Annotated in this window: 18 protein-coding genes and 1 tRNA gene; 12 read left to right on the plus strand and 7 right to left on the minus strand. The window is 74.3% G+C overall.

Going from position 1 to position 20,618, the window contains the following annotated elements; translation table 11 throughout:
- Positions 1-20: 20 nt before the first annotated feature.
- Together ACFC0B_RS28755 and ACFC0B_RS28760 are read left to right on the plus strand one after the other, a co-directional pair.
- Positions 21-209 (plus strand): hypothetical protein, encoded by a 189-nt coding sequence (locus tag ACFC0B_RS28755; RefSeq protein ID WP_376091929.1) that lies wholly within the window; start codon positions 21-23, stop codon positions 207-209.
- Between the two features lie 64 nt (positions 210-273).
- Positions 274-1,350 (plus strand): PDZ domain-containing protein, encoded by a 1,077-nt coding sequence (locus ACFC0B_RS28760; protein WP_376091932.1) that lies wholly within the window; start codon positions 274-276, stop codon positions 1,348-1,350.
- Between the two features lie 13 nt (positions 1,351-1,363).
- On the opposite strand, the gene ACFC0B_RS28765 is transcribed toward ACFC0B_RS28760, so the two are convergent.
- Positions 1,364-1,927, minus strand: a complete 564-nt coding sequence (locus ACFC0B_RS28765; RefSeq protein WP_376091935.1) for a PPA1309 family protein — start codon at positions 1,925-1,927, stop codon at positions 1,364-1,366.
- 223 nt (positions 1,928-2,150) lie between these two features.
- Between ACFC0B_RS28765 and ACFC0B_RS28770 the strand changes: the two genes are divergently transcribed.
- From ACFC0B_RS28770 to ACFC0B_RS28780, 3 genes are all read left to right on the plus strand, one after another.
- Entirely contained in the window at positions 2,151-5,141 is a 2,991-nt protein-coding gene (locus tag ACFC0B_RS28770; protein WP_376091938.1) for a UPF0182 family protein, read from the plus strand.
- Positions 5,142-5,210: 69 nt separating this feature from the next.
- Positions 5,211-5,284 (plus strand) — tRNA-Met (locus ACFC0B_RS28775).
- A 357-nt stretch (positions 5,285-5,641) separates the two neighbouring features.
- Complete coding sequence (locus tag ACFC0B_RS28780) at positions 5,642-7,612, plus strand: sel1 repeat family protein (protein WP_376091941.1); 1,971 nt, start codon at positions 5,642-5,644, stop codon at positions 7,610-7,612.
- Between the two features lie 55 nt (positions 7,613-7,667).
- Here the strand turns inward: ACFC0B_RS28780 and ACFC0B_RS28785 are convergent, their stop codons facing one another.
- Positions 7,668-8,090 carry a Fur family transcriptional regulator gene (locus ACFC0B_RS28785; RefSeq protein ID WP_376091944.1) on the minus strand — a complete coding sequence of 141 codons (423 nt, stop codon included), beginning with the start codon at positions 8,088-8,090 and terminating at the stop codon, positions 7,668-7,670.
- A 104-nt stretch (positions 8,091-8,194) separates the two neighbouring features.
- Here ACFC0B_RS28785 and ACFC0B_RS28790 point away from each other — a divergent pair, with 104 nt between their 5' ends.
- Complete coding sequence (locus ACFC0B_RS28790; RefSeq protein ID WP_376091947.1) at positions 8,195-9,673, plus strand: catalase; 1,479 nt, start codon at positions 8,195-8,197, stop codon at positions 9,671-9,673.
- 100 nt (positions 9,674-9,773) lie between these two features.
- Here the strand turns inward: ACFC0B_RS28790 and hisN are convergent, their stop codons facing one another.
- The 5 genes from hisN to ACFC0B_RS28815 all read right to left on the minus strand — a co-directional run bounded on the left by hisN (position 9,774) and on the right by ACFC0B_RS28815 (position 14,328).
- Positions 9,774-10,571, minus strand: coding sequence for a histidinol-phosphatase (hisN, locus tag ACFC0B_RS28795; RefSeq protein WP_376091950.1), 798 nt, complete (start codon positions 10,569-10,571; stop codon positions 9,774-9,776).
- 61 nt (positions 10,572-10,632) lie between these two features.
- On the minus strand, positions 10,633-10,956 hold the full coding sequence (locus tag ACFC0B_RS28800; RefSeq protein WP_376091953.1) for a DMT family transporter: 324 nt from the start codon (positions 10,954-10,956) through the stop codon (positions 10,633-10,635).
- Between the two features lie 129 nt (positions 10,957-11,085).
- Positions 11,086-12,141: a ribosome small subunit-dependent GTPase A gene (rsgA, locus tag ACFC0B_RS28805; protein WP_376091956.1), complete on the minus strand. Its 1,056-nt coding sequence runs from the start codon at positions 12,139-12,141 to the stop codon at positions 11,086-11,088.
- 16 nt (positions 12,142-12,157) lie between these two features.
- Positions 12,158-13,489: a 3-phosphoshikimate 1-carboxyvinyltransferase gene (aroA, locus tag ACFC0B_RS28810; protein ID WP_376091959.1), complete on the minus strand. Its 1,332-nt coding sequence runs from the start codon at positions 13,487-13,489 to the stop codon at positions 12,158-12,160.
- A gap of 122 nt (positions 13,490-13,611) precedes the next feature.
- Complete coding sequence (locus ACFC0B_RS28815) at positions 13,612-14,328, minus strand: M50 family metallopeptidase (RefSeq protein ID WP_376091962.1); 717 nt, start codon at positions 14,326-14,328, stop codon at positions 13,612-13,614.
- 135 nt (positions 14,329-14,463) lie between these two features.
- Between ACFC0B_RS28815 and ACFC0B_RS28820 the strand changes: the two genes are divergently transcribed.
- The 6 genes from ACFC0B_RS28820 (at position 14,464) to ACFC0B_RS28845 (ending at position 20,499) form a co-directional block, all read left to right on the plus strand.
- Positions 14,464-15,222 carry an SOS response-associated peptidase gene (locus ACFC0B_RS28820; protein ID WP_376091965.1) on the plus strand — a complete coding sequence of 253 codons (759 nt, stop codon included), beginning with the start codon at positions 14,464-14,466 and terminating at the stop codon, positions 15,220-15,222.
- Between the two features lie 30 nt (positions 15,223-15,252).
- A complete protein-coding gene (locus ACFC0B_RS28825; RefSeq protein WP_376091968.1) occupies positions 15,253-15,939 on the plus strand; it encodes an alpha/beta family hydrolase in 687 nt (228 codons plus the stop codon).
- A 247-nt stretch (positions 15,940-16,186) separates the two neighbouring features.
- On the plus strand, positions 16,187-16,930 hold the full coding sequence (locus ACFC0B_RS28830) for a sigma-70 family RNA polymerase sigma factor (RefSeq protein ID WP_376091971.1): 744 nt from the start codon (positions 16,187-16,189) through the stop codon (positions 16,928-16,930).
- Positions 16,927-17,298: a mycothiol system anti-sigma-R factor gene (rsrA, locus tag ACFC0B_RS28835; protein ID WP_376091974.1), complete on the plus strand. Its 372-nt coding sequence runs from the start codon at positions 16,927-16,929 to the stop codon at positions 17,296-17,298. The genes ACFC0B_RS28830 and rsrA overlap by 4 nt, the downstream gene beginning before the upstream one ends.
- 370 nt (positions 17,299-17,668) lie before the next feature.
- Entirely contained in the window at positions 17,669-19,102 is a 1,434-nt protein-coding gene (locus ACFC0B_RS28840) for an HD-GYP domain-containing protein (RefSeq protein WP_376091977.1), read from the plus strand.
- Between the two features lie 104 nt (positions 19,103-19,206).
- Positions 19,207-20,499 carry an HD-GYP domain-containing protein gene (locus ACFC0B_RS28845; protein WP_376091980.1) on the plus strand — a complete coding sequence of 431 codons (1,293 nt, stop codon included), beginning with the start codon at positions 19,207-19,209 and terminating at the stop codon, positions 20,497-20,499.
- Positions 20,500-20,618 lie beyond the last annotated feature (119 nt).

Genomic DNA, 20,618 nt, shown 5'->3' on the forward strand with positions numbered 1-20,618 from the left:
GACGAGCTGGGAGTACTGAGATGGCTGTGCTCGCCTGGTTGATCATTCCCTGCGTCGCCGGGGTGCTGGCCACCGTGTGGGCGGGTTGGGCCCAGCGGGCCCCGCGGGCGACGGGGGACCCGGCCTCGCTGGCCGAGCACCAGCGGTTCATGGCCGCGATGGAACGCACCACGGCCTCCGGCGCCCCGCGCGAGCGCCCCGAGCGGTAGCGCCGGGCCCGGCGGCGCCCGGCCCGCCGGGCGCGCCGTCACCGGCGTCCCGTACTGTCGAGGCATGCCACGCCGCTCTGCGACGATGCTCGCCGCCACCCTGCTGCTCATAGCGCTGCTCTGCGCCTCGGTGCTGATGAAGGTGCCGTACACCGAGATGAGCCCGGGTCCGACGTACAACACGCTCGGGGTGCAGGAGAAGACGGGGACCCCGGTGATCACCATCACCGGGCACGAGTCGTTCCCGGCGAGCGGGAACCTCAACATGACGACCGTCCAGGTCACCGGCGCCAAGTACGAGCCGAGCCTGGTCAACGCGGTGGTGGGCTGGCTGCGCGACGACGTGCTGGTGGTGCCGCACGACAACGTCTACCCGAAGGGCCAGACCGACGCCGACGCGAAGCGGCAGAACGCCGAGGAGTTCGCGCTCTCCGAGGACCACGCCCGCACCGCGGCGCTGAGCCAGCTCGGCATCCCGATGGGCAGCGAGCTGATCGTCCAGAGCGTCACCGCCGGCGCCCCGGCCGAGGGCCGGCTGCACGCGGGGGACCAGATCGTCGCGGTGGACGGCACCCCGGTCGCCGACGCGGACGCGGTCGCCAAGGCGGTCACCCGGCACCAGCCCGGCGAGCCGGCGGTCTTCACCGTGGTGCCGCGGGTCAAGGAGGGCTCGGCCGAGCCGGGGGTGCGCACCGACATCAGCGTCCCGACCGTGAAGTCGCCGGACACCGGCGCCGCGATGGTCGGCATCCGCCCGGGCCTGCGGCACACCTACCCGTTCCGGATCGACATCGGCCTGCAGGACGTCGGCGGGCCCAGCGCGGGCCTGATGTTCTCGCTCGGCATCATCGACAAGCTGACCCCGGGCGACCTGACCGGCGGGCGGTTCGTGGCCGGCACGGGCACCATCACCGACGCCGGCGAGGTCGGCCCGATCGGCGGCATAGCGATGAAGCTGATCGCCGCCCGGGACGCGGGCGCCGAGTACTTCCTCACCCCGGCGTCGAACTGCGCCGAAGCCTCCAAGAACACCCCGTCCGGCCTGCGGCTGGTCAAGGCGGAGACGCTGGACGGCGCGCTGAAGGCGCTGGAGCAGATCCGCTCCGGGCAGACCTCCGCGCTGCCGTCCTGCGCCCCGTAGGGCCCGGCGGGCCTCAGGAGAAGGTCGCCAGCAGCGCCTCGGTCAGGCCCGGCACCAGGTCGGGGCCGGTCAGCACCTCGCGGGCGGTGTCCTTGGAGCGCAGCCGCAGCGCGATCTCCTTGCCGCCGTCGCGCAGCACGGCGGCGGTGATCCGCACCTCCTCGCGCTTGGGGTGGTTGGCCACCCACTCGGCGAGCTGGGCGTCGCTGGCGTTGCGCGGGCGGGACTGCTCGGCGCCCGGCGGCAGCATCAGGCGCTCGACGACCAGGGCGCAGCCGGCCACGGCGTCCGGCCAGGCGATGGTGCCGAGGAACTTGTCCAGCTCCATGCCGGCGGGCAGCTCGTCCTGCTCGACCGGGGTGAGGCCGGGCTCGGTGCCGTCGGCGAGGCCGAGCTGCTTGGCGATGCGGGGGTCGGCCTTGCGCAGGGCGGCGCTGTCCACCAGGGCGAAGAGGCGGGCCGGGAGGTCCCAGCCGAGGGTGGCGGCGTACTCGTCGATCTCCAGCGCGGCCCGGGTCAGCGGGCTGCCGGCCGGGAGGGTGGAGACGTCGTCGGGGAGGTTGGATCCATCGGACATGTCTCAATCCTCACACGCCGGGCGCCCCGCGCGCGGCCTCCGCCCGCCGGGGGCCCGGGCGCGGGCACGGTGCGGGCCCGGGCGGGACCGGGGGAGGGCCCCGGTTCCCGAGTTGTCGTAACCGTCTGCTAACGGTGGGAACTCGGCCAAAGACTGGTTAAGTTGCACTGAGGACCGACCGACTACACGACGACACAGCTGAGGTGCCACCGTGGTATTCCAGATGCCGGAACGCTCAGGACCGGGGTTCCGGCGAAGAGGAGGACCGCCCTCCCGGCGGGCGCGGGTGGGCCTGCTGACCCTGGGCGTGCTCGCGGTGCTGTTCCTGCTCTTCGTCATGTTCGCCGGGTTCTGGACGGACTGGCTCTGGTTCAGGTCGGTGCACTACTCGTCGGTCTTCACCACCCAACTGTGGACGAAGATCGGCCTGTTCGCGGTGTTCGGCCTGCTGATGGCGGTGATCGTCGGCTTCAACGTGTGGCTGGCGCACCGGCTGCGGCCGCCGCTGTCGGCGATGTCGGTGGAGCAGCAGAGCCTGGACCGCTACCGCTCGGGCCTGGCGCCGTTCAAGCGCTGGGTGCTGCTCGGGGTGTCGCTGGTGATCGGGCTGGTGGCGGGTGCCGCGGCCTCGGGGCAGTGGCGGACCTGGCTGCTGTGGACGAACGGGACGCCGTTCGGCACGAAGGACCCGCAGTTCGGCAAGGACGTCTCGTTCTACGCCTTCGACCTGCCGTTCTACGAGTTCCTGCTGGGCTTCGCGTTCAGCGCGGTGATCGTCTCGCTGCTGACCTCGGTGATGGTGCACTACCTGTACGGGGGCCTGCGGCTGCAGGGGCCGGGCCGCCGGGCGAGCGTCGGCGCGCAGGGGCACCTGGCGGTGCTGCTGGGCGTGTTCGTGCTGCTGAAGGCGGTGGCGTACTGGCTGGACCGGTACGCGCTGGCGGTGAAGACCGGCTCCTACAAGGGCGTGTCCGGCTGGACGGGCCTGCGGTACGTGGACGCCAACGCGTTCCTGCCGGCGAAGACGATCCTGTTCTTCGTCGCGGTGATCTGCGCGGTGCTGTTCTTCCTGACCCCGGTGCGCCGCACCTGGGCGCCGGCCCTGATCGGGCTGGGGCTGATGGTGCTGTCGGCGGTGCTGATCGGCGGGGTGTACCCGGCGATCGTGCAGCAGTTCCAGGTCAAGCCGAACGAGCAGGCCAAGGAGACGCCGTACATCCAGAAGAACATCGACGCGACGCGTGAGGCGTACGGGATCGCCGACAGCCAGGTCGTGCAGTACGAGCCGGCGAACGGGACCAACGCGGACGCGCTGAAGCCGGACGCGCAGACCATCTCGGACATCCGGCTGCTGGACCCGAACGTGGTCGGCCCGACGTTCCAGCAGAACGAGGCGCTGCGCAAGTACTACGCGTTCCCCAAGTCGCTGGACGTGGACCGCTACGGCGACCAGGACACCGTGCTGGGCGTGCGCGAGCTGGACCTGAACGGCATCCAGCGGAACTGGATCAACGACCACTTCAACTACACCCACGGCTACGGCGTGATCGCGGCCAAGGGCAACCAGGTGGACGCCAACGGCAACCCGGTCTACACCGAGTCGGCGCTGCCGACCAAGGGCGCGTTCGGCGACTACCAGCAGCGGATCTACTACGGCGAGAAGACCTCGACGTACTCGATCGTCGGCGGCGGCTACCAGGACATCGACTACACCGCGGAGGACGGCACCCCGGTGCACTTCTCCTACGACGGCGACAGCGGTGTCGGGCTGGGCAACCCGCTGACCCGGGCCGCGTACGCGGTGAAGTTCGCCGAGCCGCAGATCCTCTACTCCAGCGCGATCCGGGACGGCGCGAAGATCATCTACGACCGCACGCCCAAGGAGCGGGTCGAGAAGGTCGCGCCGTGGCTGTCGATCGACGCCGACCCGTACCCGGTGGTGGAGAACGGCCGGGTGGTGTGGGTGCTGGACGGCTACACCACCTCGGACGGCTACCCGTTCTCGTCGAAGACGACGCTGGGCGACGTCACCAAGGACTCGCTGACCAACCAGCGCGGTGAGCTGCTGACCGCCGCGAACCAGGTCAACTACATCCGCAACTCGGTCAAGGCCACCGTGGACGCGTACACCGGCGAGGTGACGCTCTACCAGTGGGACGAGACCGACCCGGTGCTGAAGACCTGGATGAAGGCGTTCCCGGGCACGGTGAAGGCCAAGGCCGACATCCCGTCGGAGCTGGCACCCCACCTGCGCTACCCGCAGGACATGTTCAAGGTGCAGCGCGACCTGCTCGCCGAGTACCACATGACCGACGCCGGCGGCTTCTTCAACGGCACGGACATCTGGCAGGTGCCGACCGACCCGACCACCAACAGCAACGAGGTGCAGCCGCCGTACTACCTGACCGTCCGGATGCCGGACGCGAAGGAGGCGTCGTTCTCGCTCACCACGACCTTCGCCCCGCAGGGCCGGGACAACCTGGCCGCGTTCATGTCGGTCAGCGCCGACCCGGGCCCGGACTACGGGAAGATCCGGATCGCCAAGATCCCGACCGGTGCGGGGGCGCTGGGCCCCAAGCAGGTGCAGGCGAAGTTCAACTCGGACCCGCTGGTCGCCAACCAGCTGACCCTGCTGAAGACCGGCACCGACTCCGACATCGAGTACGGCAACCTGCTGACCCTGCCGGTCGGCGGCGGCCTGCTGAACGTCGAGCCGGTCTACCTCATCGGCCGCAGCGCCAAGGTGCCGGTGCTGAAGAAGGTGCTGGCGACGTACGGGAACGAGAACGCGGTCGTCGCGGTGGAGGACAACCTGGAGAAGGCGCTGGCCAAGGTGCTCGGCGGCGCGGTGACCGGTGCGCCGGCCACGCCCACGGCGCCCGGCACCACGCCGACCGCTCCGACGACGCCCACCACGCCCACCACGCCGACCACCCCGACGCCGGGCGGCACGGTGACGCCGGAGCTGCAGAAGGCGATCGCGGACGCGGTGAAGGCCAACAACGACAGCCAGGCCGCGTTCAAGAACGGCGACTGGGTGGCCTGGGGCCAGGCCCAGAAGGCGCTCAACGACGCGCTCAAGGCGGTCGAGGCGGCCGAGCAGAAGGCCGGGATCACCCCGGCCCCGACGCCGACGGGAACGGCACCGGCGACCCCGCCCGCCACCCCGCCGGCCACCGGAGCGGCCTCGCCCGCACCGAGCGGCAGCCCCTGAGCTGCGGCGATCCCGCGGTAACCGATTTCCGCTCCACCCCGCGCCCGTGCTATGGTTCAACCACAACGACGCGGGGTGGAGCAGCTCGGTAGCTCGCTGGGCTCATAACCCAGAGGTCGCAGGTTCAAATCCTGTCCCCGCTACTCAGTAGCCCGAAGGCCCGGAGGATTCTTCCTCCGGGCCTTCGGTGTTTGCGCGCGCGGACGGGTGGGGGCGCTCCGGTACCATCGAGCGTCGCCAAGGACGACGGCAGCGGGGTTTGTGGAGGCCAAGAGTCGGGAAGTCGACAAAGCGCCGAAGCAATTTCGTCGGCTTCGGGTCCGCCCCGCCGAAATCGGCCGGGGCAGGTGTACGCGGGTTGCGGGTGATGCGACGATGGGACACATGGGGGACGCCGCCCGGCTGCTGACCGGCCGTCGGGTCCGCGGGCTCCCCGTGGGGTCCCCCCGGCCCCGGGCCGGAGGACGACGCCGCGACACTCGGGGGGAGTGGGAGTCGGCATGAGGCTGATCGGCAGGAACGGGGCAGGGGCGAAGCCGGCGGCGACCACCGAGTCGGACACCGAGGCCTGGGCGGAGAGCCCCGAACGGCGGCCCGGCGCCCTGCCCTCCCAGCGCACCAGCGGACTGGCCGAGCGCCGTCCCGGCGGCGGCTGGGGCCCGGACTCCCTGGTGCACGTCCCGGCCGGCGGCCTGGCCGCCGCGCCCGTTCCCCGCGGCGCCTCGTCCGACGGCCCCCCGGGCCCCGGCGTCGAGAGCGACACCGGCTTCGACTCGGCGAGCTTCGAGACCGCACTGGCCGCGCGCGAGCAGGCCGCCCTGGAGGCCCGGCACCGGCGCGCCGCCGACGACGGCGACCCGGACGCCGCCGCCCGGCTGGGCACCCTGCTGCTGCGCCGCGGGGACCTGGAGGACGCCGAGCCGTACCTGCGCGGCGCCGCCGCCGCCGGGCTGCGCGCCGCCGCCAACAACCTGGGCGTGCTGCTGCACCAGCGCGGCCACCGGGCCGAGGCCGCCCAGTGGTGGCGCCAGGCCGCGGTGGCCGGCAGCGCGCCCGCCGCCCACGCGCTCGGCCTGCAACTGCGCGACCAGGGCGAGGAGGAGGCCGCCGAGTACTGGCTGCACTTCGCCGCCGACCACGGCCACCCGCTGGGCGCCTACGCGCTGGGCGACCTCATGGAGCACCGCCGGGACGTGCGCGCCGAGCGCTGGTTCAAGGTGTCCGCGGACGCCGGGCACCGCGAGGCCGCCTACCGGCTGGCCCGGATGCGCGAGGCCGCCGGGGACAAGGAGACCGCCGAGGCCTGGTACCGGATCGCGGCCGCCCGCAGCCACGCCCGCGCCGCGCTGCGCCTGGGCGTGCTGCTGGAGGACCGGGCCGGCGGGGAGCAGTCGCTGCTGGACGAGGCGGCCCGCTGGTACCGCCAGTCGGCGCAGAACGGCGAGCCGCGGGCCGCGTGCGCGCTGGGCTACCTGCTGCGCGACGGCGGGGACCTCGCCTCGGCCGCCGAGTGGTGGCAGGAGGCGGCCGAGGCCGGCGACGGCAACGCGGCCAACGCGCTGGGCGCGCTGCACGCCTCGCGCGGCGAGGCGGCCGAGGCCGAGCGCTGGTACCGCGGCGCGCTGGAGGCCGGCGACCAGAACGGCGCGTTCAACCTGGGCCTGCTGTGCGCCGGGGCGGGCCGCGACCAGCAGGCCGAGCAGTGGTACCGCCGGGCCGCGTATGCCGGGCACCGGGAGGCGTGCAACGCGCTGGCCGTGGTGCTGCTGCAGCGCGGCGACGAGTCGGGCGCCGAGCCGTGGTTCTCCAAGGCCGCCGAGGCCGGCAGCGTGGATGGCGCGTTCAACCTGGGCGTGCTGCACGCCGGGCGCGGCGAGCACCGGCAGGCCCAGGAGTGGTACGCGCGCGCCGCCGCGGAGGGGCACGGCGAGGCGGCGCTGCAGCTGGCGGTGGTGCAGGAGCAGCGCGGCAACGCGGCGGGCGCGCTGGAGCGCTACCGGCAGGCGGCGGCGGGCGGATCGGCGGAGGGCGCGTTCCGGCTGGCCTCGGTGCTGGACCGGCGCGGGGACGCGGACGCGGAGGCCGAGCACTGGTACGCGGTGGCGGCGGACGCCGGGCATCGCCGGGCGCAGGTGCGGATGGGGGTGCGGGCGGCCGAGCGGGGGGCGCTGGAGATCGCCGAGAGCTGGTACCGGCGGGCGGCGGAGGCCGGCAGCCGCAGTGCCGCGTTCAACCTGGGGCTGCTGCTGGCCCGGCAGGACAGCGAGGCCGAGGCGATGCTCTGGTACACCCGGGCGGCGGACGCCGGGCACGGGCGGGCGGCGCTGCGGCTGGCGCTGCTGGCGCTGCGGCGGGGGGAGCCGGTGCTGGCGGAGGGCTGGTGCCGGCGGGCCGCGGACTACGGTCCGGCGGAGGTCGCCGAGCGGGCGGGCCGGCTGCTGGGCGCGCTGCACGCGGAACTCAGCGCGTAACCGGGCGCGCGGCCGTGGGCCGCGGCGTGCGCCGCGTCGCGCGCGCCGGGAAGGTTCAGGCGGTGGCGGCGGAGCAGTCCGGACACAGGCCGCGGTAGGTGATCTCGGCGCCGGAGAGGGTGAAGCCGAACCGCTCGGCGTCGGGCAGCGCGGCCAGCGGGTCGCCCTGCGGGTGGACGTCGCGGATGGCGCCGCAGCCGTAGCAGACCAGGTGCTGGTGCGCGTGGTGGGCGTTGGGGTCGTAGCGCTTGGCGCGGCCGTCCGTGGCGACCTCCAACACCTCGCCCAGGCCGACGAGTTCGCCGAGGGTGTTGTAGACGGTGGCGCGGCTGATCTCGGGCAGGCGCTCGACCGCGCGGGAGTGCACCTCGTCGGCGGTCAGGTGGACGTGCTCGCCGTCGAGGACCTCGGCCACGACCCGGCGCTGCGAGGTCAGCCGCCATCCACGTCCGCGCAGTCTCTCCAGCAGGTCGCTCATGGGATCAGGGTAAGTGACACGCCGAGTCTGGTTCCAGTGTTGACTTAGACAAAGTCCAAGTTAGGATCGGTTCGTCACGACCGGATCACGCGGAGGCCCCTCACATGACTACCCAGGACGAGCTGCGCCCCACCCTCACCACGGAGGCGGGTGCCCCCGTCGCCGACAACCAGAACACCGAGACCGCCGGTGTCGGCGGTCCGGCGCTGATCCAGGACCAGCAGCTGTTCGAGAAGCTCGCGCACTTCAACCGCGAGCGCATCCCGGAGCGCGTGGTGCACGCCCGCGGCGCCGGTGCCTACGGCACCTTCACCGTGACCGCGGACGTCACCGCGTACACCCGGGCCGCCTTCCTCTCCGAGGTCGGCAAGCAGACCGAGACCTTCCTGCGCTTCTCGACCGTCGCCGGCAACCTCGGCGCGGCGGACGCGGTGCGCGACCCGCGCGGCTTCGCGCTGAAGTTCTACACCGAGGAGGGCAACTACGACCTCGTCGGCAACAACACCCCGGTGTTCTTCATCAAGGACGCGAGCAAGTTCCCGGACTTCATCCACACCCAGAAGCGCGACCCGTACACCGGCTCGCAGGAGGCGGACAACGTCTGGGACTTCTGGGGCCTGTCGCCGGAGTCCACCCACCAGGTGACCTGGCTGTTCGGCGACCGCGGCATACCGGCCTCGTACCGGCACATGAACGGCTACGGCTCGCACACCTACCAGTGGCAGAACGAGGCCGGCGAGTACTTCTGGGTGAAGTACCACTTCAAGACCGACCAGGGCGTCAAGAGCCTCACCCAGGCCGAGGCCAACCTCCTCGCCGGCGAGGACCCGGACAGCCACCAGCGCGACCTGCGCGAGTCCATCGAGCGCGGCGAGTTCCCGACCTGGACGGTGCAGGTCCAGATCATGCCGGCGGCGGACGCGGCGAACTACCGCTTCAACCCGTTCGACCTGACCAAGGTCTGGCCGCACGCGGACTACCCGCCGATCGAGATCGGCAAGCTGGAGCTCAACCGCAACCCCGACAACGTCTTCGCCGAGGTCGAGCAGTCGATCTTCTCGCCGTCGCACTTCGTGCCCGGCATCGGCCCGTCCCCGGACAAGATGCTGCAGGGCCGCCTGTTCGCCTACGCGGACGCGCACCGCTACCGCGTCGGCATCAACGCCGACCACCTGCCGGTCAACCGCCCGCACGCCACCGAGGCGCTCACCAACCACCGGGACGGCCACCTGTACGACGGCCGCCACGGACGCCGCAAGAACTACGAGCCGAACAGCTTCGGCGGCCCGGTGCAGACCGGCCGCCCGCTGTGGGCGCCGCTGCCGGTCGAGGGTGCCACCGGCACCCACGAGGCGCCCTCGCACGCCGAGGACAACGACTTCGTGCAGGCCGGCGACCTCTACCGGCTGCTGGGCGAGGACGAGAAGCAGCGGCTGATCGGCAACCTGTCCGGCTTCATCGCCAAGGTCTCCGCCGACCGCGAGGACATCGTCGAGCGCGCGGTGGGCAACTTCCGCCGGGCCGACGCGGACTTCGGTCAGCGGCTGGAGACGGCGGTGCGGGAGCTGCGCAAGCAGCGCTGACGCACCCCGGCGCGGGGCCCGGTGAGGGGCCCCGCCGAGCGGCGGGCCCCGAGTGCCGTTGGAGAACCGGCACCCGGGGCCCGCACCACGTCCGCGGCGGTCAGACGCTCAGGCGGCGCAGCGCCTCCTCGTGGAGCACGCCGTTGGAGGCGACGGCGTCGGCGCCGCCCGGGCCCGGGACGCCGTCGAGGCCGGTGAAGCGGCCGCCGGCCTCCTCGACGATGATGCAGTTCGCCGCCATGTCCCACAGCGACAGCTCCGGCTCGGCGGCGATGTCCACCGCGCCCTCGGCGACCATCATGTACGACCAGAAGTCGCCGTAGGCGCGGGTGCGCCAGCAGGCCCGGGTGAGGTCGAGGAACGGGTCGAGGCGGCCGCGCTCCTCCCAGCCGGTGAGCGAGGAGTAGGAGAAGGAGGCGTCCTCGATCCGCGAGACGCCGGAGACCCGGATCCGGGACGCCTTGGCGAGGCTGCGGCCGGCGAACGCGCCGAGGTCCTTGGCGGCCCACCAGCGGCGGTTCAGCGCGGGGGCGGAGACCATGCCGACGACGGGGCGCTCCACGCCGTCCGGGCCGTCCTCCATCAGCGCGATCAGGGTGGCCCAGACCGGGACGCCGCGGATGTAGTTCTTGGTGCCGTCGATCGGGTCGATCACCCAGCGGCGCGGACCCGAGCCCTGCAGGCCGAACTCCTCGCCGAGCACCGCGTCGCGCGGGCGGGCCCGCTGCAGGACGCCGCGCACCAGCTCCTCGGCGGCCTTGTCGGCGTCGCTGACGGGGGTGAGGTCGGGCTTGGTCTCGATCCGCAGGTCGAGCGCCTTGAAACGCTCCAGGGTGACCGAGTCGGCCGAGTCGGCGAGGACATGGGCGAGTCGGAGGTCGTCGTGGTAGTCGGCCATGGTCGAAACCCTAGCGCTCCGCTCCGCCCGACGGGTGGATCCGCCCGCCGGGCGGCTCGGCTCAGTGGGCGGATCCGCTGAGCTGGAGGCCGATGACCCCGGCGATGACCAGGGAGATCGAGACGAGCTTGAGCACCGAGCTGGACTCGCCGAGGAAGAGCATGCCGTAGATGGCGGTTCCGGCGGCGCCGATGCCGGTCCACACCGCGTAGGCGGGGCCGACCGGGAGGGTCTTCAGGGAGAGGGTCAGCAGGCCGAAGCTCCCGAGGGCGAAGACGCAGAAGCTGATGGTGGGCCAGAGCTTGGTGAAGCCCTCGCTGAGCTTGAGGTTGATCGCGAAGCCGGTCTCCAGCAGGCCGGCCAGGATCACCAGGGCCCATGCCATCGCGTGCTCTCCCTGTCGGTCGGCGGGATCGGTCGGTGGACCGGGCCGTGAACCGGCCCGACTTTCCTATGATCACCACGAGAGGGCGGTCCGACACCTCGAATGCCGAAACCGGTGCGGCGGCGGCGGTCAGTCGCCCTCGCGCGCCTCCTTGCTGGCCAGCAGGCGGCGCAGCGAGTAGAGCCGCGCCGGGTCGGCGTGGCCGTCGGCCACCCAGGCGTCCAGCGCGCAGTCCGGCTCGTCGTGGCTGCACGCGCGCGGGCAGTCCTCGGTGCCGGGCTCCAGGTCGGGGAAGGCGTGGATGACCCGGGACGGGTCGATGTGCGACAGGCCGAACGAGCGGAAACCGGGCGTGTCGATCACCCAGCCGGCGTTCAGCGCCTTCTTCGAGCCCGGCTTGGCGCCGGGCGGCGGCGGCAGCCGCAGCGCGAGCGCGGAGACGGTGGTGTGCCGGCCGCGGCCGGTGACGGCGTTGACCTGGCCGGTGGTCCGCTGCCGCTCCGGGACGAGGGCGTTGACCAGGGTGGTCTTGCCGACGCCGGAGTGGCCGATGAACACGGTGCGCAGACCGCGCAGGTGCTCGCGGACGGCCTCCGCGCCGGTGGTCTCCAGCTCGTCGCGGCGGGTGACGACGTACTGGATGCCGAGCGGCGCGTAGGACTCCAGCATCGGCGCGGCCGGGGCCAGGTCGGCCTTGGTGAGGACGAGCAGCGGCTCCATGCCCGCGTCGTAGGCGGCGACCAGGCAGCGGTCGATCAGCCGGGGCCGCGGCTCCGGGTCGGCCAGCGCGGTGACGATGGCGAGCTGCTCGGCGTTGGCGACGACGATCCGCTCGTAGGGGTCGTCGTCGTCCGCGGTGCGCCGCAGCACCGAGGCGCGCTCCTCGACCCGGACGATCCTGGCCAGGGTGTCGGCGTCCCCGGAGAGGTCGCCGACCAGTGAGACCGTGTCGCCGACGACGACGCCCTTGCGGCCCAGCTCGCGGGCCTTCATGGCGACGACCTCGTGCTCCTGCTTGGTCCCCGGGTCGACCAGGCAGGTCAGCCGGCCGCGGTCGACGGTGAGCACCATCGCCTCGGCGGCGTCCTCGTGCTTGGGCCGGATCCGGGTCCGCGGCCGGGAGCCCCGGCGCGCGGGGCGGTTGCGGATGTCGTCCTCGTCGGCGTCCTTGCCGTAGCGGCGCATGTGCCCAGTCCCCCGCTCAGCCGCCCGCCACCGGTCCGGCGAGCAAGTCGTCCCACATGGCGGGGAAGTCCGGCAGGGTCTTCGCGGTGGTGGCCACGTTCTCCACCTGGACGCCGGGCACGGCGAGGCCGATCACCGCGGCGGCGGTGGCCAGCCGGTGGTCCTCGTAGGTGTGGAAGACGCCGCCGGTCAGCTTGCGCGGGCGGATCCGCAGGCCGTCCTCGGTCTCGCTGACGTCGCCGCCGAGGCCGTTGATCTCCTTGGCGAGGGCGGCCAGCCGGTCGGTCTCGTGCAGCCGCAGGTGGGCGATGCCGTAGAGGTGGGACTCGGAGTCGGCGAGGGCGGCGACCGCGGCGATCACCGGGGTGAGCTCGCCGACGTCGTGCAGGTCGGCCTCGATGCCGTGGATCCGGCCGGTGCCGGTGAAGCGCAGGCCCTCGTCGGTGAACGTACAGCTGCCGCCCATCCGGGTGTAGAGGTCGCGCAGCTGGTCGCCGGGCTGGGTGGTGTGCTTCGGCCAGTCGCGCACGGTGACCTGGCCGCCGGTGACCAGGGCGGCGGCGAAGAACGGCGCGGCGTTGGAGAGGTCGGGCTCGACGACCAGGTCGCGGCCGAGCAGAGCGCCGGGGGTGACCCGCCAGACGTCCTTCTCGCCGCCGTCCCCGGGCGCGTCGACCTGGACGCCGGCCAGGCGCAGCATGTCGACGGTCATCCGGATGTGCGGCAGCGAGGGGACGGGTCCGCCGACGTGCCGGACCTCGACGCCGTTGTTGTAGCGGGCGCCGGAGAGCAGCAGGGCGGAGACGAACTGGGAGGAGGCGGAGGCGTCGAGTTCGACGGTGCCGCCGTCGAGGGCGCCGGTGCCGTGCACGGTGAGCGGGAAGGTGCCGCGCCCGTCGTCGTCGATCCGGGCGCCGAGCACCCGCAGGGCGTCGATGACGCCGTGCTGGGGGCGCTCGTGGCTGCGCGGGTCGCCGTCGAAGTGGACCGGGCCGTCGGCGAGGACGGCGAGCGGGGGCAGGAAGCGCATGACCGTGCCGGCGTTGCCGACGTCGACCGAGGCGGGGCCGCGCAGCACGGGGGCCGGGATGACCCGCCAGGCCTCGCCGCCGCCGGTGCCGCCGGTGTCGTTGTTGACCTGCTCCTCGATGGTGACGCCGAGCGCGCGCAGGCCGTCGGCCATCAGCTGGGAGTCGCGGCTGCGCAGTGGGCGGCGGACCCAGCCGGGGCCGTCGGCGAGTGCCGCCAGCACCAGGGCCCGGTTGGTGACCGACTTGGAGCCGGGGATGGTGACGGTGGCGTCCACGGGGGTGGTCGCGACGGGAGCGGGCCACAGGGTCTCGGTCATGGGCCCAAGTCTAGGGGCCGTGCCGCGGCTCGCCCGTTCGCCTCCGATGCGGGGGCCGGGCGGTGGCCGGGGCGGGGTACGGGCCGGGGTGCGGGGCGCGGTGCGGTGGCGCGCGGGAGCCGTCAGAGGGGGCGCAGCAGCCAGCTCGCGCCGAGGGCGAGGGCGGCGAGGGCGACGACGAGGAACAGGGTGGTCCAGGCGAGGCCGGGGATGCCGGTGAGGCGGGCGAGCTGGTCGGCGTCGGAGTCGCCGCCCTGGCCGTACCGGCGCTGCTGCTGGAGTTCGAGGACCGGGCGGACGGCGCCGAGGAGCAGGAACCAGGTGCCGAGGTAGGCGAAGCCGGCCTGGACCTCGGGGGAGCCGAACCAGGAGACGAGGAAGAAGGCGCCGCCGGCGAGCAGCACCACGAGGAAGCCGAAGGCGTTGCGGACCCGGACGATCAGGGCGAGCAGCAGGGCGATCGCGAGCCACAGCAGCAGGGTGATCCGGTCGGCGGCGAGCAGGGCGGCGCAGCCGAGGCCGAGCAGGGCGGGGGTGGTGTAGCCGGCGGCGGAGACGAGGACCATGCCGGGGCCGGTGGGGCGGCCGTAGGTGAGGGTGAGGCCGGAGGTGTCGGAGTGCAGCCGAATGCCGTCGAGCCTGCGGCGGGTGGCGAGGGCGGCGAGGCCGTGGCCGCCCTCGTGGGCGATGGTGACGGCGCCCCGGGCGACCAGCCACAGCGGGCGGGCGAGGACGGTGAGCAGCGCGGCGGCGCCGGTGGCGAGGACGAGCCAGCCGGGCGGGGCGGGCTGGGTGCCGGTGACGGCGGTCCACAGCTCGTCGAGGGTCCTGGCGTCCATGGGTCTCCTCCGCCTCGTCTCGGCCGTCCCTTCCGGGGTGGCAGCCTGCCATGGGGAGGACGGCGGGCGGGGGCCGGGTGGTTCTGCGCGGCGGCCGGGGGACGGGGGCGGTCGGGGCCGTGGCAAGCTGACGGTATGTGTGGTCGCTTCGCCGCGAGTACCCGGCCCGAGGACATCGTCGAGCTGTTCGGCGTCCAGCAGTGGGATCCGGCCGAGACGCTGGACCCGAGCTGGAACGTCGCGCCGACGCAGAGCGCCTTCGTGGTGCTGGAGCGCCTGGCGAAGGGCGCTCCGGGGCCGGTGCGCCAGCTGCGGGTGCTGCGCTGGGGGCTGGTGCCGCAGTGGGCGGGGTCGCCGGAGACGGCGGTGAAGATGATCAACGCCCGGGCGGACACGGTGCACGAGAAGCCGGCGTACCGGCAGGCGTTCGCCTCGCGCCGGTGCGTGCTGCCGGTGGACGGCTACTACGAGTGGCAGACGGTGCCGGGGGAGCGGGGGAAGGCGCGGAAGAAGCCGTTCTTCGTGTCCCGGGCGGACGGCGCGCCGCTGGCGCTGGCGGGGCTGTACGAGTTCTGGCGCAACCGGGCGGTGCCCTCGGACCACCCGGAGGGCTGGCTGGTGACGTTCACGGTGGTGACGACCGAGGCCGAGGAGCTGCTGGCGCCGATCCACGAGCGGATGCCGCTGTTCCTGGACCCGGGGTCGTTCGACGCGTGGCTGGACCCGGGGCTGGACGACGGCGGGTCCGAGGAGCTGCGGCGGCTGCTGATAGCGCCGCCGCCGGGCGCGCTGCGGGTGGTGCCGGTCTCGCCGGAGGTCGGCAGCATCCGCAACAACCACGCCGGGCTGACCGAGCCCCACACCGAGGCCGAGTACGAGACCACCCTGTTCTGACCGTCGTCCGCCGCCGAGAGGACCACCGCCATGACCGCCGACGAGCCCGTCGAGGAGCCCGCCGACCGGGAGCCCGCCGCCGTGACCACGGAGTCGGTGCCCACGCCCGCCGGGGACGCCCGGATCACCCTGCACCCGGCGGCCGCGCCGCGGGCGGTGCTGGCGCTGGGGCACGGCGCCGGCGGCGGGATCGAGGCGCGGGACCTGGCGGCGCTGGCCGCGGCCCTGCCGGCCCGCGGGGTGTCGGTGGCGCTGGTGGAGCAGCCCTGGCGGGTGGCGGGGAAGAAGGTGGCGCCCGCGCCGCGGACGCTGGACGCGGGCTGGCTGCCGGTGGCCGAGCGGCTGGCCGGCCCGGGCCTGCCGCTGGTGGTGGGCGGGCGCAGCGCCGGGGCCCGGGTGGCCTGCCGGACCGGGGCGGCGAGCGGGGCGGTGGGGGTGCTGGCGCTGGCGTTCCCGCTGCACCCGCCGGGGAAGCCGGAGCGGAGCCGGGCCGAGGAGCTGCTCGGCTCGGGGCTGCCGACGCTGGTGGTGCAGGGGGCGAAGGACCCGTTCGGCGGGCCGGCGGAGTTCCCGGAGCTGCCGGCCTCGCACGGGCTGGTGGCGCTGCCGGCCGGCAACCACGGGTTCGAGGTGCCGAAGCGGTCGGTGACGGGGCAGCGGGAGCTGCTGGACCTGATCGTCTCGGCGGTCGGGGACTGGGTGCTGCGGGTGGTGTGAGCCGGGCCACCGGGGGCCGGGAATGCACGCGGGGCCGCCGTGGTTGACACGGTCGTCAGTCGGAGTCCCGTGGAAGGCAGGGCAGATGGGTTCGATCGCGTGCCCCGAGCGGCCGGAGGAGCGCGAGGCCGCGTCGGCGTTCACTCCCTCCTGGTCGGACTGGGTTGTCGGGAGCGAGAAGTCCGTCGGCCCGATATCCTCGCTTTCGGGGCGGCCTGCCGTGGGCCGCGACCGTCATGCCGAGGAGGTGGGTCCGGTCGTCGGGACCGAGCACGAGACCGAACCGGGCCGGGGCCCGGAGGAGGGCCTGCCCGCGGGCGGGGCGCTCACCGGTGAGGAGCTGGCCGAGGCGATCGGTGAGGACACCTTCCGGGTGTCGGCGGAGGAGACCGAGGAGGCCCGGCGGGAGCGCTTCGAGCGCGACGCCCTGGGCTACCTGGACCCGATGTACTCGGCGGCGCTGCGGATGACCCGCAACCCGGCCGACGCGGAGGACCTCCTCCAGGAGGCGTTCGCGAAGGCGTACGCGTCGTTCCACCAGTTCCGCGAGGGCACCAACCTCAAGGCGTGGCTGTACCGCATCCTGACCAACACCTTCATCAACTCGTACCGCAAGAAGCAGCGGGAGCCGCAGCGCACCGCCGCCGAGGAGATCGAGGACTGGCAGCTGGCCCGGGCCGAGTCGCACATGTCGACGGGTCTGCGCTCGGCGGAGACCCAGGCCCTGGACCACCTTCCGGACAGTGATGTGAAGGACGCCCTCCAGGCCATTCCGGAGGAGTTCCGCATCGCCGTCTATCTCGCGGACGTCGAGGGCTTTGCGTACAAGGAGATCGCGGACATCATGGGTACTCCCATCGGTACGGTGATGTCCCGGCTGCACCGCGGCCGCCGACAGTTGCGCGGCATGCTGGAGGACTACGCCCGTGAGCGCGGGCTGGTCCCGGCCGGCAGCGGGGCAGGGCAGGAAGCGAAGGGCTCGGGCTCATGAGCTGCGGCGATCCGCACGACACCGAGTGTGGCGAGGTCCTCGACCACCTCTACGAATTCCTCGACAACGAGATGGCCGAGGGCGACTGCGTCAAGCTGCGCGTGCACTTCGAGGAGTGCTCGCCGTGCCTGCGGCAGTACGGACTGGAGCAGGCGATCAAGGCGCTGATCAAGCGTTCCTGCGGCTGCGACGACACCCCGGCGGACCTGCGCGGCAAGGTGCTGGCCAGGATCGACTCGATCCGGGCCGGGCAGCGGTCGGGCGAGGCCGTGGTGGTCGCGGTCGAGACGACGGTCGAGGTGCACGCCGAGGCGACCGGCGAGCCGGCCGGGCCGGGCCGTGCCGCGGAGGCGGCGGCCGGGACCTGACGGCGGGTGCGCCGGACGGCGCACACCCGACGACGGACCGGGGCGGCCCCGGGAGCGGATGCTCCCGGGGCCGTTCGCTGTCCGCGTCCCCTCCGCCCGCGCGACGCCGTCACTCGTTCGAGTGAGTTGGCGGTGTGCCAGCAGCGGCATTGCGCGATCACGCGTCCCCGTGCCGGAGTGGCGCCCTATCCTCTGACGGACGCTCACCACCGCCCGCCCGCCGCCGTTCCGGCGCGCACCCGGGCGGGCGGCGGGCCGGGACGACGGGCCAGGGCGGCGCGGGCCAGCACGCGGGGAGGTCGATATCGCCATCGCTACCGACAGTGGAGACGCGGACCTGCCGCCGGGCGCCGCGCGCTACCTCGTGGCCGTGCCGGTGCTGGCGGCCTGCTGCCTGCTGACCCTGCTGCCGTTACCCGCCCCGGCGGCCGCGGCGCACTGGCCGGGCGGGCCGGTGGACTGGCCGAAGGTCGGGCTGCTGGCCTTCCTGCACACCTGCTGGGAGTCGCTCGCCCAGGGCCTGGCGACGCCCTGCCTGCGGCTGACGCTGCTGCTGCTGCGCCGCCCGCCGCTGCGCGCCCGCAGGCCGGTCCGGCCCGGTGTCAACGCCTTCTTCCCGGTGCTGTTCGCCGGGGTGCTGATGCTGCCGCCGGCCGCCGCCGGGCTGGTCGCCGTCCCGGCCGCGCTGCTCGGTGCCGCCGAGGCGGAGGGCCGGCGGCGCCAGGTGTGGAACGGTGCGCAGCTCGCGCTGTCCGCCTTCGCGGCCGCCGCGGTGTTCCACCTGCTGGCCGGGCCGCAGCTGCTGCTCGGCTCCCGCTTCCCGGCCGCGCTGCTGCCCGCGTTCGCCGCGCTCGGCGCGTTCTGCCTGGTCAACGGTGTGCTGGTGGGCGGGATGCGGGTGCTGGCGGAGGGCCGGCGGCCGACCGTGCTGCTGCGCGGCGCCTCCGCCGCCCTGGGGGTGCCGGTGCTGGTGCACGCGGCGGGCGGGCTGATGCTGGCCGTGCTGTGGCAGGGGCCGTACGGCGCGTTCGCGGCGCTGCTGGCCCTGCTGCCGCTGACCATCTCGGCCTGGGTGTTCGCCCAGGGGCACCGGGAGCGCGACGCCCACCAGGCGACCGTCCGGGCGCTGGTCCAGGCGGTGGAGATCAAGGACGCCTACACCCGGGGCCACAGCGAACGGGTCGGCCGGGCGGCGGTGCTGATCGCCGATCAGCTGGGCATGGAGGCCGAGCGGCTGCGGACCCTGCGGTTCGCGGGCATCCTGCACGACGTCGGCAAGCTGGGCGTCGCCACCGAGCTGCTGCGCAGAAACGGTCCCCTCACCGAGGCGGAGCGCCGGGCCGTCGAGGTGCACCCGGTGCACGGGTACGAGCTGGTGCGCGGGATCGCCTTCCTGGGCGAGGCGCACGCCGGGATCCTGCACCACCACGAGCGGATGGACGGCCGCGGCTACCCGGCGGGGCTGGCCGGCGAGCAGATCCCCGAGTTCGCCCGGATCATCTCGGTCGCCGACGCCTTCGACTCGATGACCTCCACCCGCTCCTACCGGCGCGGGCGGCCGGTCGGCGAGGCGGTCGCCGAGCTGGAGCGCTGCTCGGGCAGCCAGTTCGACCCGGTGATGGTGCGGGCGCTGGTGGACGCGCTGGCCGTGCACGACTGGCAGCCGGTGCTGCCGCCGTCCCCGGACTGCATCAAGGCGGTGCCGGACATCCCGCTCGGCGTCCCCGAGCCGGCGCCCCGGGCGGCCCCGCGCGGGGTGCCGGTCCAGGGCGGCGGCAGCGTGCCGACGACCGGACCCTCGTGAGCGCGCGGCGGGGTGCGCGAGCGGGCGCGAAGGTTTCACCGGGGAGCGCGCGGTGGCTTCCGGGCGCCGGGCGCGCGGGTGCACCGCAGGCTCGCGCCGGTGCGGTGCGCGCGGTGCACGGGGCGGCGCTCGCGCTGCTGGCGGCGGCCTTCGGGGCGGTGGCGGTGCGCGGCCCGGCCCAGCCGGGGGTGGCGCTGGCGTTCACGGCGCTGATCGCCGTCGGCGAGTGCGTGCGGATCACTCTTCCGGGCGACCGCGAGCAGGCGCCGATCGGGGCGGCGGGGGCGCTGGCGTACGCGCTGCTCGGGCCGCTGCGCGGGCTGCCGGCCGGACCGGGAGTGCTCCAGGTGGTGGCGGTGACCGGGGCGGGCCTGCTGCTGGCACTGCTGCCCGCGGCGGTGCGGGCGGCGGGCCGGGCGGCTTCCCGCCCCGCCGGCGCCGGGCCCGTCGGACCGGCGCCGTGGCGCGAGCGGGCCCGGTGCGACGGCGCGGCGCGGCGGCTGCTCGGCGCCGGGTTCGCGGCCGCCGTGTTCCAGCCGCTCTACAACAGCGGCGTGGTGGACCGCTTCTCCGCCGACGGTCCGGCGTACGGCGTGTTCCTGACGGCGGTGGCCGCGCTGGCCGCGCTCTGCGACGCGGTGCTGGCGGCGCTGCTGCGCCGGGCCCGCAGCGGGCTGCGGTTCCCGGCGGCGCTGGAGGACGAGCTGCGCTCGCTGTTCGGGATCGGCTCGGCGATCGCCGCCACCGGCATGCTGGTCAGCCTGGCCGCCGGGGAGGTGGGGCTGTGGGCGCTGCCGCTGTTCTGCGCGCCGCTGCTGCTGGCCCAGGTGTCGTTCCGGCGGGCGGCGGCGGTACGGGCCACCACCGGGCAGGCCATCGCCAGCCTGGCCAAGGCCACCGAGGTGGCCGGGTACACGCCGCCGGGACACGCCCGCCGGGTCGCCGACACGGCCTGCGCGGTCGGCCGCGAGCTGGGGCTCGGCACCCGGGAGCTGGCCCTGCTGGAGTACGCGGCGCTGATGCACGACGTCGGGCAGCTGTCACTGGTGGAGCCGGTGCCGGGCGGGGCGACGGCGCTGCTGCCGGACGAGGAGCAGCGGCGGATCGCCCGGCTGGGCAGCGAGGTGATCCGGCGCACCGGGGTGCCGCGGCGGGTCGCCGAGCAGGTCGCCCGGCTGGCCGACCCGTTCCCCGGGCCGGACGGCGGGCGGGCGGTGCCGCTGGCGGCGCGGATCATCCGGGTGGCCAACGCGCACGACGACCTGCTGACGGCGGCCCGCGGGCGCGGGGTGGGGGAGGCGGTGGGCCGGCTGGAGGTGCTGGAGGCGCTGCGGCTGGGGCGGGGGCGGGTGTACGACGCCAGGGTGGTGGACGCCCTGGTGCGGGTCCGCGGCTGACGGCGCCCGGCGGCCGCGGGCGGGGCCGGCCGGCCGGGTCGGGGGGCGGGGAGGGGGTGTCCGGGGTTGAGGCGGCGGGGCCGGGCGGGCAGGCTGGGGGAGGGGCCGGAAACGGGCCG

Source organism: Kitasatospora sp. NPDC056184 (genome assembly GCF_042268405.1).
Lineage (GTDB): Bacteria > Actinomycetota > Actinomycetes > Streptomycetales > Streptomycetaceae > Kitasatospora.

Bases quoted from the DNA above. Each gene is read 5' to 3' on its own strand.
- aroA (WP_376091959.1), bottom strand. From the start codon at position 13,489: ATGACCGAGACCCTGTGGCCCGCTCCCGTCGCGACCACCCCCGTGGAC.
- ACFC0B_RS28765 (WP_376091935.1), bottom strand. From the start codon at position 1,927: ATGTCCGATGGATCCAACCTCCCCGACGACGTCTCCACCCTCCCGGCC.
- ACFC0B_RS28790 (WP_376091947.1), top strand. From the start codon at position 8,195: ATGACTACCCAGGACGAGCTGCGCCCCACCCTCACCACGGAGGCGGGT.
- ACFC0B_RS28785 (WP_376091944.1), bottom strand. From the start codon at position 8,090: ATGAGCGACCTGCTGGAGAGACTGCGCGGACGTGGATGGCGGCTGACC.
- ACFC0B_RS28760 (WP_376091932.1), top strand. From the start codon at position 274: ATGCCACGCCGCTCTGCGACGATGCTCGCCGCCACCCTGCTGCTCATA.
- ACFC0B_RS28770 (WP_376091938.1), top strand. From the start codon at position 2,151: ATGCCGGAACGCTCAGGACCGGGGTTCCGGCGAAGAGGAGGACCGCCC.
- ACFC0B_RS28820 (WP_376091965.1), top strand. From the start codon at position 14,464: ATGTGTGGTCGCTTCGCCGCGAGTACCCGGCCCGAGGACATCGTCGAG.
- ACFC0B_RS28815 (WP_376091962.1), bottom strand. From the start codon at position 14,328: ATGGACGCCAGGACCCTCGACGAGCTGTGGACCGCCGTCACCGGCACC.
- ACFC0B_RS28825 (WP_376091968.1), top strand. From the start codon at position 15,253: ATGACCGCCGACGAGCCCGTCGAGGAGCCCGCCGACCGGGAGCCCGCC.
- ACFC0B_RS28755 (WP_376091929.1), top strand. From the start codon at position 21: ATGGCTGTGCTCGCCTGGTTGATCATTCCCTGCGTCGCCGGGGTGCTG.
- rsgA (WP_376091956.1), bottom strand. From the start codon at position 12,141: ATGCGCCGCTACGGCAAGGACGCCGACGAGGACGACATCCGCAACCGC.
- ACFC0B_RS28800 (WP_376091953.1), bottom strand. From the start codon at position 10,956: ATGGCATGGGCCCTGGTGATCCTGGCCGGCCTGCTGGAGACCGGCTTC.
- rsrA (WP_376091974.1), top strand. From the start codon at position 16,927: ATGAGCTGCGGCGATCCGCACGACACCGAGTGTGGCGAGGTCCTCGAC.
- ACFC0B_RS28780 (WP_376091941.1), top strand. From the start codon at position 5,642: ATGAGGCTGATCGGCAGGAACGGGGCAGGGGCGAAGCCGGCGGCGACC.
- hisN (WP_376091950.1), bottom strand. From the start codon at position 10,571: ATGGCCGACTACCACGACGACCTCCGACTCGCCCATGTCCTCGCCGAC.